This is a genomic window from Luteibacter aegosomatissinici (genome assembly GCF_023078495.1).
Classification (GTDB): Bacteria; Pseudomonadota; Gammaproteobacteria; order Xanthomonadales; family Rhodanobacteraceae; genus Luteibacter; species Luteibacter aegosomatissinici.
The window spans coordinates 709,619-726,042 of the sequence record NZ_CP095742.1; the positions used below are offsets into that span (position 1 = coordinate 709,619).

The 16,424-nt window shown below is 64.4% G+C and carries 15 protein-coding genes; 11 read left to right on the top strand and 4 right to left on the bottom strand.

The window, feature by feature from the left end; translation table 11 throughout:
• Positions 1 to 82: 82 nt before the first annotated feature.
• The 3 genes from L2Y97_RS03130 to L2Y97_RS03140 all read left to right on the top strand — a co-directional run bounded on the left by L2Y97_RS03130 (position 83) and on the right by L2Y97_RS03140 (position 1,937).
• Positions 83 to 859, top strand: coding sequence for an HAD-IIA family hydrolase (locus L2Y97_RS03130; protein ID WP_247432860.1), 777 nt, complete (start codon positions 83 to 85; stop codon positions 857 to 859).
• Between the two features lie 170 nt (positions 860 to 1,029).
• Complete coding sequence (locus L2Y97_RS03135; protein ID WP_247432863.1) at positions 1,030 to 1,335, top strand: hypothetical protein; 306 nt, start codon at positions 1,030 to 1,032, stop codon at positions 1,333 to 1,335.
• Positions 1,332 to 1,937 carry a hypothetical protein gene (locus tag L2Y97_RS03140; RefSeq protein WP_247432866.1) on the top strand — a complete coding sequence of 202 codons (606 nt, stop codon included), beginning with the start codon at positions 1,332 to 1,334 and terminating at the stop codon, positions 1,935 to 1,937. The genes L2Y97_RS03135 and L2Y97_RS03140 overlap by 4 nt, the downstream gene beginning before the upstream one ends.
• A gap of 20 nt (positions 1,938 to 1,957) precedes the next feature.
• Here L2Y97_RS03140 and L2Y97_RS03145 read toward each other — a convergent pair whose 3' ends face one another.
• Positions 1,958 to 3,823, bottom strand: a complete 1,866-nt coding sequence (locus L2Y97_RS03145) for a DUF1302 domain-containing protein (RefSeq protein WP_247432868.1) — start codon at positions 3,821 to 3,823, stop codon at positions 1,958 to 1,960.
• Between the two features lie 134 nt (positions 3,824 to 3,957).
• Between L2Y97_RS03145 and L2Y97_RS03150 the strand changes: the two genes are divergently transcribed.
• From L2Y97_RS03150 to L2Y97_RS03185, 8 genes are all read left to right on the top strand, one after another.
• Complete coding sequence (locus L2Y97_RS03150; RefSeq protein WP_247432871.1) at positions 3,958 to 5,265, top strand: MFS transporter; 1,308 nt, start codon at positions 3,958 to 3,960, stop codon at positions 5,263 to 5,265.
• Between the two features lie 166 nt (positions 5,266 to 5,431).
• Entirely contained in the window at positions 5,432 to 5,881 is a 450-nt protein-coding gene (locus L2Y97_RS03155) for an ATP-dependent zinc protease family protein (protein WP_247432873.1), read from the top strand.
• Positions 5,878 to 6,813: a 30S ribosomal protein S6--L-glutamate ligase gene (rimK, locus tag L2Y97_RS03160; protein ID WP_247432875.1), complete on the top strand. Its 936-nt coding sequence runs from the start codon at positions 5,878 to 5,880 to the stop codon at positions 6,811 to 6,813. The genes L2Y97_RS03155 and rimK overlap by 4 nt, the downstream gene beginning before the upstream one ends.
• A gap of 184 nt (positions 6,814 to 6,997) precedes the next feature.
• Positions 6,998 to 7,684, top strand: a complete 687-nt coding sequence (locus L2Y97_RS03165; RefSeq protein WP_089975032.1) for a response regulator transcription factor — start codon at positions 6,998 to 7,000, stop codon at positions 7,682 to 7,684.
• Complete coding sequence (locus L2Y97_RS03170) at positions 7,668 to 8,945, top strand: sensor histidine kinase (RefSeq protein WP_247432877.1); 1,278 nt, start codon at positions 7,668 to 7,670, stop codon at positions 8,943 to 8,945. Before L2Y97_RS03165 ends, L2Y97_RS03170 begins: the two co-directional genes overlap by 17 nt.
• Positions 8,946 to 9,091: 146 nt before the next feature.
• Positions 9,092 to 11,455 (top strand): TonB-dependent receptor, encoded by a 2,364-nt coding sequence (locus L2Y97_RS03175; RefSeq protein ID WP_247432880.1) that lies wholly within the window; start codon positions 9,092 to 9,094, stop codon positions 11,453 to 11,455.
• Entirely contained in the window at positions 11,455 to 12,960 is a 1,506-nt protein-coding gene (locus L2Y97_RS03180; RefSeq protein ID WP_247432883.1) for an esterase-like activity of phytase family protein, read from the top strand. The genes L2Y97_RS03175 and L2Y97_RS03180 overlap by 1 nt, the downstream gene beginning before the upstream one ends.
• Before the next feature lie 13 nt (positions 12,961 to 12,973).
• Entirely contained in the window at positions 12,974 to 13,849 is an 876-nt protein-coding gene (locus tag L2Y97_RS03185) for a hypothetical protein (protein ID WP_247432886.1), read from the top strand.
• A gap of 82 nt (positions 13,850 to 13,931) precedes the next feature.
• Here L2Y97_RS03185 and L2Y97_RS03190 read toward each other — a convergent pair whose 3' ends face one another.
• From L2Y97_RS03190 to metF, 3 genes are all read right to left on the bottom strand, one after another.
• Complete coding sequence (locus L2Y97_RS03190; RefSeq protein ID WP_247432889.1) at positions 13,932 to 14,849, bottom strand: branched-chain amino acid transaminase; 918 nt, start codon at positions 14,847 to 14,849, stop codon at positions 13,932 to 13,934.
• Between the two features lie 75 nt (positions 14,850 to 14,924).
• The gene (locus tag L2Y97_RS03195) at positions 14,925 to 15,434 is read right to left on the bottom strand and encodes a DUF4124 domain-containing protein (protein WP_247432892.1); all 510 of its coding nucleotides are present in this window, start codon (positions 15,432 to 15,434) and stop codon (positions 14,925 to 14,927) included.
• An 89-nt stretch (positions 15,435 to 15,523) separates the two neighbouring features.
• Positions 15,524 to 16,348 carry a methylenetetrahydrofolate reductase [NAD(P)H] gene (gene metF, locus L2Y97_RS03200; RefSeq protein WP_247432895.1) on the bottom strand — a complete coding sequence of 275 codons (825 nt, stop codon included), beginning with the start codon at positions 16,346 to 16,348 and terminating at the stop codon, positions 15,524 to 15,526.
• Positions 16,349 to 16,424: the final 76 nt, after the last annotated feature.

The window sequence follows — 16,424 nt, forward strand, 5'->3', positions numbered from 1 at the left end:
GACCGATCCGGCCAAGGCCGACCATAGGCAATGGCGTTATGCTTGCCTGCCAGGCATCCCCCTGTAACCCCGAGGAGTTCCCGTGGTCGACCGCAACGACATCGCCTGCTGGCTGACGGACATGGACGGCGTGCTCGTCCATGAAAACAAGGCGCTCCCGGGTGCCCCCGAGCTGATCCGGCAATGGCGCGAGCGCGATACCCCGTTCCTCGTCCTGACCAACAACTCGATCTTCACCCCGCGCGACCTGAGCGCGCGCCTGCGCCGTTCGGGCCTGGACGTGCCTGAGAACCAACTGTGGACTTCAGCGTTGGCCACGGCCGCCTTCCTGAAGGACCAGTCACCGGGTGGCTCCGCGTTTGTCATGGGCGAGGCGGGCCTCACCACGGCCATGCACGAGGCCGGTTTCATCATGACCGACACCGCGCCGGACTACGTGGTGCTGGGCGAGACCCGGACCTATTCGTTCGCCGCCATCACCAAGGCCATCCGCCTGATTGGCAACGGCGCGCGCTTCATCTGCACCAACCCCGACGCGACCAGCCCCAGCTCCGAAGGCCCGCTGCCGGCCACCGGCGCCGTGGCCGCGTTGATCACCAAGTGCACGGGCCGCGAGCCCTACGTGGTGGGCAAGCCGAACCCCATGATGTTCCGCTCGGCCATGAACAAGCTGGGTGCCCATTCGCACAACACCGGCATGATCGGTGACCGCATGGATACCGACGTGGTCGCGGGCATCGAGGCTGGTTTGCATACCGTGCTGGTACTCAGCGGCATCGCCACGCGCGAAGACGTCGAGCTCTACCCCTTCCGCCCGGCCGAGATCCTCAACTCCGTCGCCGACCTCCTGGATTCCTGACACCGGAATTCCGTACGCGCTAATGGCAACGTTCTGCCACGTTTTTCTCTGACGGCATTCGCCGACACATGCTCGGGCGCTACGACGACAGCTAGCGGCGCCCGGCGAACCTAACGTATCCGCCCCACCCAGCCGGATGGGGTTGATTGATACGAGAGGTGTCGTATAGCATGGAGGCGAAGCTTGGCTTCAGGGATGTACGGCAGCGCGTGCTCGATGCGCTGCATAGCGGTCGTGTTATCCACGCGTTTCGCCGTGACCGGCAGGCGAAGAACCTGCTCGATATGGGCGTGCTCTGCACCAACGATGTCGTGGACATCGTGCAAAAGGCGCGTGGAAACGAGCACGCCTGCTCACCCCATCATCGGGATACGTCCACGATGGTGCACGTACTGCGGAGTGCCGGTTGGTACCTCAAGTTCGTGCTGCTGGACGATCACGTGGAATTTCTCAGTGTGCACAGGAGTGAGCCGTGAAGCTGTTTCACGAAAACGAGAAGATTGATGGCCTGTGCGAGGACGATGGCCGTGTGCGCGCGACACTGCGCTATCGGGACCACGAACTCGAAGATGGCCTCGGCGTGGTGCGGAACGTCCTGGTCAGCGTCTGCGACGTCTGTGACCAGACCATTGGCATCCCACACCAGAGCACGCCCGCCATCCGCGATGCGCGCCAGCGAGCCGTCGCATCGGTTGAGCTGAACCTGCCTGCGATTTACGTGGACATGATCGACGCCGCTGTCTTTCGCGTCGATCCTGAATCCAATGCCGAAATGCGTAAGCGCGTACTGGTGTATTACCTGGCCCGCTACGTTCGCGAGGAGGACCGCATGCACGAGCTGAATGCGATCCTCACCAAGGATGTGGGTGCGCGGCCGGGCATGCCCACGCGCCGCCTGTCGTTCAAGTTCTCGGTATCGGCGGTAAAGCTGCTCGAAGCCGCCATGGCGCGGACGGGGTTGAACCGCACCGACCTCACCAAGGCGCTCATCGCCAAGATTGGCGAGGACCTCATTGAACCCGCATCACCGCCCCTGCTGCCCGAGCTCTCGTTGCTCGCCCAGGTGCTGAAAGCCTGATGGCGAGCGGCGCCTAAGGACTAGAAATTCGCCCCGAACGATAGCGTCGCGAAGTCATGATCGGCCAGGTTGTCGTACGTCTGGTGGCCCAGGTAATTGGTGTAGGTGAGGTTGGCGAACCACGTTTTATCCAGCGTGGCGTTGAACCCCACGCTGGCCTGCTTGCGGCCACCCACCAACTGGCCGTCCACGGAATAGCCGTGGACATCCTGGCCCAGGCCCAGGGAAGGGCTTAGTGCCCAGCGGCCCACCGCATAGTTCAGCGTGCCCTTGGCACGCCAGCCCCAGGCGTCGCGCGAATAGAAGCCGCCGTTGCGGCAGCCCGCCGGGTTCTGCACGGCTGGGCAACCGCCGCCATTCAGTTCGGTGGAAAAGCCCCAGTGGAAGCCGCGGCCATAACGCACGTCCGCCAGGCTGGGCAGGTCCGTGTGATTGAACACGGCCTCGGCGGCCAGCGTCGCCGTGTCGGCGCCGAGCACATCCTTGAATGCGTGCGTGGTGTTGAGCAGCAGCTGCGTGCGGTCGTAGCGGTCGTACCCATACAGGATGCCGCCGGGAGCGGTCAGCGTGTTGCGTACGCCGATCGGGCCACCGCTGCGAGTCAGTGCCGCGAACATATCGGCCGTGTTGATCTGTACCGGCAGGTCCTGCGTGTAGCTCAGCTCGCCGCCAACCTTCCACCCGCCAAGCATGGTGCTGCCCGAGATACCCCATAGACGGATGTCATTCGGGTATTCCCACAGCACATGAATGGACGACAGGCGGGCTGAAAGCTGCGCATCGCTCAATGGCGCGCCTGCTGCGACCAGGACCGGCACCAGGTTGTTGTTCTGCAGCGCGGGGTCGATCGTGGTGGCATCGAGGATGGGGTTGCGTGAGTTGTAACGCAGGTAATACGCAGCCAGGTAGGTCGCGGGCTTGTCGAAGGTGTAGCGCAAGGTCGCGCCGTATTGGCCGCTGTTCTTGCCCTGGATATTGGCGTAGCGCGGCAACACGCCGCCCACGGCATACTGGTACCCGTCGCTCAGCCATTGGCCCGCACCGGGGCTGTAAGCATTTATCGGGTAGTACGCATTGCTCTCGATGCCGCCGCAACCGGGGTCGATGCCCAGGTCAGTGCCCGAGAAGAAGGTACCGCAGGGATCGAGTTCCGACGGCCGCCACTTCCACTGCCAGAACGCCTCGGCGCTCCAGTGCTCATTGAACGTTACCTTGCCCCAGAGCATTTCCACAGGAAGTTGCGCCTCGGTCACCGGATCGGTGCCGGGCCGGTGCAGGGTGGTGTAATCCGTGGGGTTTACCTGGTTGATGCCCTGGAGGAACAGGCCTTCACCCCATTTCACGGTCTGCTTGCCGACGCGAAGATCCAGGGCGCTGGCATCGCCCATGGCGAAATGGCCGTAGGCGTACGCGTTGAGCCACATGAAGCCGGAGAAGTGGTTGGACTTCGACAGGCCGTGGTCGTCGAGCGGCTGGTTGGCCGCGAAGGCGCTGGCCCCGCTGCCCTGGGGCACGTTCTTGTTTTCCAGCGTGTGGTCGTACCACGTTCGGGCGCTGGCGACGATACCGACGTTGCGGTACGACAGATCCAGCGAACTCACTACCTTGAACAGGCTGGAGTACACGTCGCCCTTGCCGTAGTTCAGGTTGCCATCGTCGGCGGTATCCGCGCCATCGCCGCCCTTGGGCTTACCATCGGAACGGAAACCCTTGCCGACCAGGTGTTTTGAAGGATCATTCAGGCGTACGCCGGCACCTGCCACCACACGTGTCTTCAGGGTTCCTTTCACCTCGCCGCCTGCAAGCGTAAAGTCCGTGGCATGCAGGGCAGGGGACAAGAGCGCCGCGAACGACACCATGGCAAGCAAGCGACAACGTGAATGCATCAGATGTTCCGAAGAAAACTTGACTGCATTCTAGCCATGACAGCTATATTTCATGCAAGGCCGTCTGGACGTCCGAATTCTTATACCTTGGTCCAATAGCCGGCCCATCCACGCAGGTTTCTTATTTCGCACCCATGAGCGCAACCCTCGATACCGACTTGGTCGATCACCGCCCACTGGGCCGTAGCGACGCTAAAACACTCGTTCTTGCCGCCCTGGGTGGTGCCCTCGAGTTCTATGATTTTGTGATCTTCGTCTACTTTGCGAAGACCATTGGTCACTTGTTCTTTCCCGCGGGCGCCTCGGATTTCGTTGCGCAGCTGCAGGGTTTTGGCTTGTTCGCGGTGGCCTATCTCGCGCGGCCGCTGGGCGGCATCGTCATGGCGCACTTCGGCGATCGCGTCGGCCGCAAGCGCATGTTCACGCTCAGCGTGTTCATGATGGCCGTGCCGACCTTGCTCATTGGCCTGCTCCCCACCTACGCGAGCATTGGCCTGCTTGCGCCCGTCCTGCTCACGTTGTTCCGCATCGTGCAGGGCCTGGCCATCGGTGGCGAAATCCCGGGCGCGTGGGTGTTCGTCGCGGAACACGTGCCTTCGAACCGCGTGGGCCTGGCCTGCGCCGCGCTCACCTCGGGCCTCACCGCCGGCATCCTCATGGGATCGCTGGTGGCCGCTGGCCTGAGTGCGCGCCTGCCCGAGGCCGATATGCTTGCCTACGGCTGGCGCATCGCGTTCATCCTGGGGGGCGTCTTCGGGTTCTTCGCGGTGTACGTGCGCCGCTGGCTTAGCGAAACCCCGGTCTTTGCCCGCATGCGCGAGCGCAAGGAATTGAGCGCGGAGCTCCCGGCCTGGGTGGTGCTGCGTGACCACCGTGCCGGCGTTGTTCTTTCGATGCTGGTCACCTGGGTGCTCACGGCCGCCATCGTGGTCGATATCCTCATGACGCCCACGCTGATGCAGACCGCGTTCAAGATCGAGCAGGCGCGTGCCTTCAGCGGTGGAAGCCTCGCCGCGCTGGCCCTGTGCTTCGGCTGTTTCTTCGGCGGCCTGCTGGTCGATCGGGTGGGTCGCGGCCTGGCCATGTTGATCGGCTCGGTCGGTCTCGCCGCAAGCACCTACCTGCTGTACTTCGACCTGCACGCGGGCGGTACGAACCTCATGCTGCTGTATCCGCTGGCCGGGCTGTTCGCCGGCGTGGCCGGCATCATCCCGGCCATCCTGGTGGCGGCCTTCCCACCCGCGATCAGGTTTTCCGGCATCTCCCTGTCCTACAACGTCGCGTACGCCATCTGCGGCGCGGCCACGCCGCTGCTCGTCGGGTTCCTGGCCAAGACGGCCGGAGGCATGGGTCCTGCCCATTACGTCGGCGCGGTATCGCTGGTTGGCGTGGGGTGCGCCATTTACCTGCTGGTAACCCGCCGGGCCTTCTACCAGCGCTGAATCCGGGGGAGGCTTCACGGCCTTTTCATCGGTGTGACGGGGCGGCCCTCGCGGGCGGCCCCGTTCTTGTTGCAATCGCGCCCCTGCCTTCGGCATGCTTTCGCTAACTACCGGCCGGTTCCCCAACGGCCTTGCCGTCCCCACACCCCACCTTCGCTCCAGACCCATGACTGACGTCATCACCCTAGGCTGGCGCGAACGGCTTGCACTCCCGTCGCTCGGCGTCGCCATCCTCAAAGCCAAGCTCGACACGGGCGCGCGCTCGTCGTCGCTGCACGTGGAGTGGCTGGAAGTAGAGGAGCGTGCGGACGGTACCTGGCTGCGCTTCCAGGTGCGCACCACGCGCCGGGGCGGGCTATCCTCGCCCTGCGAGGCCCGTGCCCTGGGCCGCCGCGCCGTGACCGATTCGGGTGGCCACACCACCGAGCGCTGGTTCATCGAGGCCGAGATCGAGCTGGCCGGGCAGCGGTTCACCGCCGAGGTGAACCTGACCGACCGCCGGCACATGCTGTTCCCCTTACTACTTGGCCGGACCGCCCTGCTGGGCCGGTTCCGCGTCGATCCCTCGCTTTCCTACTCGCAGACGCCGCGCCGCGCCGTCCGGGAACCCACATGAAGATCGCCATCCTGTCGCGCAATGCGCGGCTGTACTCCACGCAGCGCCTGGTCGAGGCGGCGCGCAAGCGCAAGCACACGGTCAAGGTGCTGGACCCGCTGCGCTGCTACATGAGCATTGCCCCGCAGTCGTTCGCCATCCACTTCAAGGGCAAGCCCTTGGGGCCCCTGGATTGCGTGATCCCGCGCATTGGCGCCTCCAGTACCTTCTATGGCACGGCGGTGCTGCGCCAGCTCGAGCTGATGGGCGTGCTCACGCCCAACCCATCCGATGCCGTGCTGCGCGCCCGCGACAAGCTGCGCTGCCTGCAGTTGCTGGCCTCCCGCGGCATCGACATGCCGGTGACGGCCTTCGGCGATAACCCCGACGACACCAGCGATCTGCTGGCGATGCTGGGTGACCCGCCGCACATCATCAAGCTGAACGAAGGTACCCAGGGCGCCGGCGTGGTGCTGGCCGAGAAGCGCTCGGCCTCGCAGAGCGTCATCGAGGCCTTCCGCGGCCTTTACGCCAACTTCCTCGTCCAGGAGTTCATCCGCGAGGCCAACGGCAGCGATCTGCGCTGCTTCGTCGTGGGCAATGAGGTCGTGGCATCGATGCAGCGGTCGTCGGCCCCGGGTGAGTTCCGGGCCAACCTGCACCGGGGTGGTAGCGCGGCTGCCGTGGAGCTTTCCGACGAGGAGCGCCGGGTGGCGATCGAGGCCGCCTCGGCCCTGGGGCTGGAGGTGGCCGGCGTGGACCTGCTGCGCTCGTCGCGCGGCCCCCTGCTGCTGGAAGTGAACGCGTCGCCGGGCCTGGAGGGCATCGAAGGCAGCACCGGCGTGGACGTGGCCGGGGCCATCATTGCCCACTGCGAGGCCCGCCATGCCGCCCGCCCGGCCGTCCCGAAGGTCCGCCGGGCCAGGTCCCCCAAGGGGTTAACAGCGATTTAAACGGCTACCCCCTATAAAGAACCCACTGTGATTCCGCGAGTCGGAGTGACGGTATCGGGGCAGTAGTTCTTTCGGCCCGGGCGGGTTTCCGTCCGGGCCTTTCTTTTAATGCTGTCCGGTTCACAGAATCCCCGTTAAGCTTGTTGTCGCAATACTCTTGCGACAGCACAACGGAGTGCCGCAAATGCGCGTCCTGGTCATCGAAGACAACACCGACATCGCCACCAACATCGGGGATTACCTCGAGGACCGTGGCCATGTCGTCGATTTTGCCGGCGACGGCGTCACCGGCCTGCACCTGGCCGTGGTCCACGATTTCGACGTGATCGTGCTCGACCTTACCCTGCCGGGTATGGATGGGCTCGATGTCGCGAAGAAACTGCGCCACGAAGCCCACAAGCAGACCCCGGTACTCATGCTCACCGCCCGCGATTCGCTGGAGCACAAGCTCACCGGTTTTGAATCCGGCGCGGACGATTACATGACCAAGCCGTTCGCCCTGCAGGAACTGGCCGCTCGCCTGGAAGTCCTGGCGCGCCGTGGCAAGGGCCCGCAGAGCCGAGTGCTGAAGGTCGGCGGCCTTACCTACAACCTGGATACCCTCACGGTCACCCGCGAAGGCAAATCCATCCAGCTGAACCCGATCGGGCTGAAGCTGCTGCAGGCGCTCATGGAAGCCAGCCCGTCCGTCGTGACGCGCCAGGACCTGGAGCAGCGCGTGTGGGGCGAGGAGCTGCCCGACTCGGATTCGCTGCGCGTCCATATCCACGGCCTGCGTGCCGCTATTGATAAACCCTTCGAGAAGCCGTTGATCCACACGCGCCACGGCATCGGATACCGCATGGTCGATCCGGATGCGGTCCCGACGTAAGCTCCGTTTCCGCCTGATCGTCACGTTCACGCTGTTTGGGTTCGGCCTGAGTGCGCTCTTCGCATTCGCCGCGCTCAACATTCGCACGCGTGTCGAAGAGCAGCTGATCAACTCGGCCTTGCAGGACGAGGTCGATTCGCTCAACCAGAAGGTGCTGAACAAGCAGCCGGTGTCCTTTGAGATCCTCAAGGGCGCCACCTTCAGCGACCGTACCATTTACAAGGCACCGCTGCCCTGGCAGAACCTGGACACCGGCGTCCACGATATCTTCGACCAGGGCAGCGACGGCAAGCAGCACCATTACAAGGTAGCGGTGCGCAAGGAAGGCGGGATCATCAGCTTCCTTGAGTTCGATGTATCGCGCGATGAACTGGGCAAGCGCCAGCTCATGACGAGCGTGATCGCTGCGGTGTTCCTGTTCGGCCTGCTCTCGCTCGTACTGGGCGTGTGGTTATCGTCGCGCGTGCTTCGCCCGGTGACGGACCTGGCCCGCCGCCTGCGCGATTTCCGTCGCGTCGGCAAGGCCGAGGCCCTGGCCCCGCATTTCGCCGACGACGAGGTGGGTGAGCTGGCCGTCGCGCTGGATGAATACGCGACTCGTCTCACCGCCGTGGTTGAACGCGATCGGGAATTCAACTCCGACGTGAGCCACGAGTTGCGTACGCCGCTCGCGGTGATCGCCAGCACCACGGAACTGCTGCAGGGCTCGCCGGACCTTACCGACAAGCTGCGTGAACGCCTGAAACGCATCGAGCGTGCGTCGCGCCAGGCCACCGAGCTGATTGAAGCGCTGCTGTTGCTCTCGCGCGCCGAGCGGCGTGGGCCGACGCGTGGCGAAGTCACGGATGTGGCCAAGGTGGCGAGCGATGTCATCGAAAGCCAGCGACCGCAGATGGGTGGCAAGCCGATTGAGATTGAACTCATCTCGGACGGCACCGTTGCCGTGAATGCGCCGGCTTCCGTGCTCTCGGTGGCGCTCACCAACCTCATCGGTAACGCCATCAAGTACACGATGGAAGGCCAGGTCACCGTGCGCGTGCTGGATGGCCGCATCGATGTGATCGACACCGGCCCGGGTATCAAACCCGAGGATGCCGAGAAGCTGTTCCAGCGTGGCATCCGTGGCGAAAGCGCCACGGGCGGTGGTGCAGGCCTTGGCCTGGCCATCGTGCGCCGCCTGTGCGAGCTGTACGGTTGGGACGTGTCGCTGCGGCCGCGTCCGGAAATGGCGGGTGCCATTTCCACCATCGATTTCCGCTGAAGCGGAAGAGCATCGCGCCGGAGCACACAGTTTCAAACGCTGTAGTCTCACCTGTCATCAAGATTTCATTTAGACGTCCGACTATCGCAGGCTCTTACGGCGCGTGATGGGTCGCCTCAGGGGAGGCTGGCTGCCACGCGCCTGCGATGAAAGGATGCAGGCCCTTGTTGAAGCAGACCCTCCTGGCCACGGCGCTTGCCCTGGTCCTCTCTCCCGTCGTGCATGCGACGGACACGGTGGCCACCGATACGGCGGATACCAGCACAGCGAGCAAGCGCGAGAAGGCCCAGGATCTCGATGCCGTGTCGGTGATCGGTACCGGCGAATCGCGCCAGGTGCAGCGCTCGCGCCCCCAGGACCAGAAGGCGTTGCCGCCAGGCACCAGCCTGCAGAAAGTGCTGAACACGCTCCCCGGCGTGAACGCGCAGTCCGTCGATGCGCTGGGCTCCAACGAACAATCCATGACGCTGAGCCTGCGTGGGTTCAGCGGCACGCGCCTGGGTTACACGCTCGACGGCATGCCGCTTGGCGATAGCGCCTACAACAACTACAACGGCCTCTCGATCAACCGCGCGCTGATCTCCGAGAATTTCGCGGGCGCGGAGCTCTCCGAAGGCATCGGCAACCTCGGCACGCCCTCGACCAGCAACCTCGGCGGCACGATTGCCTACACGTCCAATGATCCGCTGAAGACGATGGGCGGCCGCGTGGTGCAGACGTTCGGCAGCGACCAGAATCGCCGCACGTTCGCGCGCTTCGACACGGGCGAATACAACGGCTTTTCCATGTACCTGTCCGGTGCGCGCACCGAATCGGACCTGTGGAACAACCAGTCCGCCTACAACAAGTCCACCACCAAGCAGTTCAATGGCAAGGCCGTGTGGGATTTCGACTGGGCGCGTATCACTGGGTTCGCCGACACCTCCCGTACCTCGCAGGCGGATTATTTCTACCTGTCGAAGAGTGAGATGGCCCGCGGTCTCGGTTGGGACTGGGGCGGTTCGGCGCCGGACTGGAACAAGGCGATCGGCAAGGCGTATTGCAACGCCGGCACGTTCAACGCGAAGCTCTGCGACCGCTCGGGTGCCGATACCGATGCCGATGGCGCCTTCACGGCCGGCCAGATCCTGCGTAATGACGACCTGTACTACCTGGCGGGCGATTTCTTTCCCAGCGATGCGGTGACCATCCACGCGATGGTGTACCACCATGAGGATGCGGGCGAAGGCCACAACTGGAACAGCGGCACCTATTCCTACCCGGGCACGCCGCAGCAGCTACCGATCATCTTCCGCAACACGCTGTACACGATCAACCGCAGCGGCGCGCTGCTTTCCGCTGGCTGGGATCTCGATAACCACCACATCGAAGGCGGTGTCTGGTACGAGCACAACATCTCGTCCGCATCGCGCTACAGCAGCTACGTCACCGGCCCGCGTGACCTGAGCGCGCCGATCGATGCCACGCCTGACCTGGGTGTATTCGACCAGCGCACCGTGTGGAACACCCGCCAGGCGTTCCTGCAGGACACCATGAATTTCCTGGATAACCGCCTTACGGTGGATGTGGGTGTGAAAAGCCCGCACGTCACCTCCGATGCCACGGCGTTGCCGGGTGATGCGGTGAAGCCTATCCCCGCGAACTCGAACAACCAGTTCGCCACGGGCAAGCTCAGTGCCAGCAAGGCGTTGCTGCCGCAGGCAGGCGTTCGCTACAAGCTGGATGACACCCAGGAAGTGTTTGCCAGCTTCGCCAAGAACATCGCCATGTTCCAGGGTGGTTTCAAGCTCGGTCCGCAGGCGGTGAGCCAGGCCACCTGGGATTCGCAAGGCTCGCTCAAGCCTGAGAAGTCGCGCAGCCTTGAGGCGGGTTACCGCCTTGAAGTTGGCACCATCGCCGCATCGGCGGCTGCGTACAAGGTGCGTTTCGACAACCGCCTGCTGCAGTACAACCCGTGCGACTCTCGTAGCCCGGTCGGCCCGACCTGCGGTAACCGCTTCTACAACGTGGGTGGCGTGGATAGCCACGGTGTGGAGCTGACCCTGGTGTGGTCGCCGATCGATAGCCTGCGCTGGTTCAACTCCGCGTCGTACAACCGCTCCACGTATGCCAGCAATTACACCCAGGCCGGTGTGGTGCAGTACACGAAGGGCAAGATCCAGACCGATACGCCAACCAAGATGTTCGCCACGCAGATCGATTGGAACCAGGGGCCCTGGTTTGCCTCGCTGCGTGGCAAGTACACCGGCAAGCGCTACTACACGTACACGAACGATCGCGGCTTCGGCGGCTTCACCGTGTGGGACGTATCCGGCGGCTACGACTTCGGCTCGGCCTGGTTCGCCAAGGACATCCGCCTTTCGGTGAACGTTACCAACCTGGGCGACAAGCGCTACGCCAGCAACTTCGATTCCAGCGTGTTCGCGCCCAGCGACCCGACCGGCACGATTTACGTGTTCCACGCCTCGGCGCCGCGCCAGTACTTCGCCAACCTGGATGTCCGGTTCTGATGCGCGCGCGTCTCGCGGGGCTCATCGCGGCGTGCCTGGCAGGGTGCGCCGCCGCGCAGTCCCTCGAGGTGCGTCATCCGGACATCATCACCTCGGCGCTGCCACGTAGCGTCGAGGTGGGTGGTACGACGTACGTCGACCAGGGATTGGTCGCCGCCGGTTCACTGCCGGCGGCGACCATCGATTTCCTGGGCGATACGCTGGGCTCGTTCTCGTCGCTCGCGATTGAGCCTGGCACGTGGAAGCGGGAAGGGGATACGTACAGCGGCGTGTTGTGGACGCTGCCCGATCGCGGGCGGAACGATCCTGAGCACAACCTGTTCTTCGATTACGCCGGGCGGGTGAATCGGATTCGGTTCAGCATGACGGTGTCGCCCAGGCGGAGCTTCGGCACGGTCACATTGACGCCCGATGGCGGCATCGAACTGAAGGATTTCACCGGCAAGCCATTCACCGGTGCCGAGCCTGGCGCGGGCACACTGACCCAGCGCGACGTCGTTCTTCCTGCGCCCGCTACCGGTATCGGCGTCGGCAAGATTTCTCTCGATGCCGAATCGCTCCAGTTCATCCCCGGCGGTGGTTTCTACATCGGCGATGAGTACGCCGCGAACGTCTATCGTTTCGACGCAAAGGGCAAGCTCAATGGCGTGCTTGTCCCGCCGAATGCCGTGCGCCCTGTCGACAAGGATGGCAAGCCCTACTTCACGTCGTTGAAGCCGCCCGCGACCGGCCGCCGCAATAACCAGGGCGTAGAGGGCATGGCGCTTTCGCCTGATGGCAGCCGGTTGTTCGTGATGCTGCAAAGCGCGTTGCTGCAGGATTCGTCCGGCGCCGAGGCCTCGGGCCGTGCGCTGACCCGCGTCCTCGTTTACGACGTCTCGCGACGCAACGTTCCGTCAAAGCCGGTGGGGCACTACGTCGTGCAGCTGCCCACCTATGACGATCGTGGTGCGGGTGGCGCGCCCAATCGCACCGCGGCCCAGAGCGAGATCCGCGTGCTGGATAACCACCGCTTCATCATGCTGTCGCGTGATGGCAGCGGCTGGGGCGCGGAAGGTGGCAAGCCGATCGTGTTCAAGAGTGTGGTCATCGTCGATACCGACGGTGCAACGAACCTTGCCGGCTCGCGCTATGAGACCGGAGCGACACCGGTGATCGGCCGTGACGGTGCCTTGCGCGCCGACATCCACACCGCAGCCTGGAAGCCGCTGGTGAACATGCTCGATCCCCGTGACCTTGCACGCGCTGGGCTGGCACTCGAGCCGGGCCACGAAGGCCTGGCCCAGCTTTCAGAGAAATGGGAGGCGATGGACCTTCTCCCCGCATTGGATCCAGGCCATCCGGACGACTGGTTCCTTCTGGTCGGCAACGACAACGACTTCATCGCGAAGCACTGCGTGATGGAAGGCCAGGCCTGCGATTCGCCCATCGATAACGACAACCGCATCCTCGTGTACCGGCTCACCTTGCCGGGCATGCGTTCCACCACCGCCCCCCACCACTAGAAGGGTTTCGCGCATGATGAAACGTAAGCTGTCATCCCTGGTTGCTGTCGCGCTGTTGCTTGGCGCTGCCTCTGTACACGCCAACTCGCCGGCGTATGTGGATAGCAAGGAATACAAGGCGCTCATCGATCCCTCGCGCTTTGCGTCGAATCCTTCCAGCGCCGCGGCCACGCTGCTGAGCAACCTCTCCGCACGGCTTTCCACGCTCGGCTTCGACAAGACGATTGCTGGCAGCTTCAGTGCGGGTGATCGCGATACGCTCACCTATATCGATACGCCGCACACCTGCCAGCTGATGAGCCGCGGTTACTCGGTGCGTACGCGTGCGGGTGACCATTCGGATATCCAGTTCAAGTTCCGCCACGCGGATGAAGAGCTTTCGTACTGGACCGATGTCTCGGGTGCTGGCAAGAACAAGGAAACCAAGCTTGAAACGGATGTGACGCCGGGCAACCTGGTGCTGGCGCACTCGACCAAGCAGGATGCGACCACGACGCCCTCGACGGTGGCGGACCTCATCAAGCAGTTCCCGGGTGCGTCGGCTCTGTCCGACATCTCCGGCAGCGCGCTGTCGAAGGTGGCTGGCGTGACCGTGACCCAGCAGGAATACGATGGCCCCACCTCGGACCTGGGCCAGTCGATCGCCGAGTTCACGCTGACGTTGTGGTACGTGGATGGCGCGACGACGCCGACGCTGGCCGAGCTGTCGTTCCGCGTGGAAGCAGACGAAGACAAGTACTTCACCACGCCGGTGCTGCAGCGCTCGCAGGTGTTGAACCAGGCCATCGGCTCGATCGGCAACAACTGGAACATCGCCAACGATGGCGGCAAGACCAGCTGGCTCTACGCGTACAAGTCGTCCAGCTACCCCAACGGGTTCTGCAACTAATAGGTACATGTAGGAGCGCGCTCGCGCGATGGGGCGTGCCGCAAGCCCCATCGCGTGCAAGCACGCTCCTACAAGTGGGGCTTTAGACCGGTTCGAGCCAGCCCCAGCGGTCCTGGGTCTTGCCGTTGAACAGGCCGAAGTACAGTTCCTGCAGGCGGCGGGTGATCGGGCCAGCCTTGCCGGTGCCGACCTTCTTGCTGTCCACCGAGCGGATCGGGGTCACTTCGGCGGCGGTACCGCACATCAGGATCTCATCGGCGAGGTACAGGTACTCGCGCGGCAGGTCACGCTCGATGACCTCGATGCCTTCCTCGCGCGCCAGCGTGATGAGCGTGTGGCGGGTGATACCGGTGAGGATCGATGCGCTGGCGGGCGTGGTGTGCAGCGCGCCGTCGAACACGAGGAACAGGTTCTCGCCGGCACCTTCGCTCAGCAGGCCAGTGGAGGCCAGGGCGATGCCCTCGCCGAAACCAAGGCGGCGCGCCTCACGCGCGATCAGCTGGCCGGAGAGGTAGTTGCCGCCGGCCTTGGCGCCCGCCGGGATGGTGTTGGGGGCGAAACGCTGCCAGCTCGACACGCACGCATCGATACCGTTCTCGAGGGCCTCGGGACCGAGGTACGGGCCCATCGGCCACGTGGCCACGGCTACGTCGATCGGGGTTTCGGCAGAAAGGCCAAAGCCGCCCAGGCCACGGTAGGCCACCGGGCGCAGGTACGAAGCGCGCTGCTCGTTCTTCTTGATCACCGCGCGGCAGGCTTCCGCCAGCTCATCGAGGGTGTACGGCAGTTCCATGTCGTAGATCTTGGCCGACAGGAACAGGCGCTTCAGGTGGTCGGTGAGGCGAAAGATCGCCGCGCCATCCGGCGTCTCGTAGCTGCGGATACCTTCGAAGACGGACGAGCCGTAATGAAGGGCGTGGGACATGACGTGCGCGGTGGCATCGCGCCAGGGCTTGATCTGCCCGTTCTGCCAGATCCATTCAGGGTAGTTCTGCGACATGGGAGCGCTCCGGAGGGGACCGCCCATGATAACGGTTGGGGAGGGGGTTCACATGGCGCGCCGCGCCATCCGGTCTTACGCGGGCGGCCGCAGCCAGAGGCAGCCCGATTCGCGGACAACGCCGAAATGTACGTGGTGCGAGGCTTCCCCGGCACCGGGGATCCGGGTGACGGCATCAATGCCATCGGCCTCGTCGCCCTCCAGCGAGAGCAGGGTCTGCTTCACCACGCTATCCAGGCTGCGGATGTTGTCGACCGCCCCGCCACTGCCGTACCCAGTCCACAGGGTGAGTCCACCGATGCGGTTGGCATCGCGGCGGTTGAAGGCCTGGGCGACCGCCACGCGCAGGGTCGCCATGTCCTGGGCGCAGAGCAGCCCGGTGGAAGGCGCCGAGCCTTCGGGGGCAGCCGTGCTGGAGGCGGATGGGGGTGCGATCGAGCGCGCGCCCAGGTTGGTGCAGGGCTGGTCCGTGTACACCGGGCCGCCGTCCTTGCCCACGCAGCGGTGGACCTCGGTCTGTGCGGCAGCGGGGGTGGCGGCGAACAGCAGCAAGAGCGAGATGAGCAGGAGGGTGGCGCGGATCACGGGAGGGCGCTTTGGTGGCACAGGAGGCGCCATCATCCGCGACCGTGGCTTAGCGCATGGTGACGGCGCGCACGTTTGCCATCACGCGTTCACGCCAGACGCTCAAGCACCGCCGTGGTCGCCCGGGCCCGGTTGATCGTATAGAAGTGCAGGCCGGGGGCGCCGCCATCGAGCAGGCGGCGGCACAGCTCGGCCACCACATCGGCGCCCAGTTCGCGGACCGCGGCCGCATCGTCCCCATGCGCCTGCATGCGCTTGACGATCCAACGGGGGATCTCCGCGCCGCACTGTTCGGAGAACCGGCGCAGCTGGCTGAAGTTGGCGATGGGCATGATGCCCGGGACGATGGGCAGATTTACGCCCAACCGGGTCACGTCATCCACGAAGCGGAAGTAGGCGTCGGGGTTGAAGAAGTACTGGGTGATCGCCCCATTGGCGCCGGCATCGCACTTGGCCTTGAAGTGGCGCAGGTCGTCCAGCGCGTTCTCGGCCTGCGGGTGGGTCTCGGGGTAAGCGGCCACTTCGATGTGGAAGTGATCCCCGCTGTGCTCGCGGATGTAGGCGACCAGCTCGGCGGCGTAGCGGAAATCGCCCGGGGTGGCCATACCGGAGGGCAGGTCGCCGCGCAGCGCCACGATGCGCCGGCAGCCGCGTTCCTTGTACTCGTCCAGCAGGGCACGGATCTCGGCTTTCGTGCCGCCCATGCAGGAGAGGTGGGGGGCCACCGAAAGGCCGTGGGTGGCGCGCAGGCGCTTCACGGTGTCGCCGGTGTAGCTGAGCGTCGAACCACCGGCGCCGAACGTCACCGAGACGTAGTCGGGCGAGTGGTCCTTCAACCGTTCAACGGCCTTGTCCAGCTGGTCGCGCTGTTCGTCGGTCTTGGGCGGGAAGAATTCGAAGCTGACAGCGGGCATGGGTTAGCACCTGGAAGCGATACGCTGAGTATATATCTTTCCATCCAGATGGAAAGATGGCTAATTACGGGTTCAC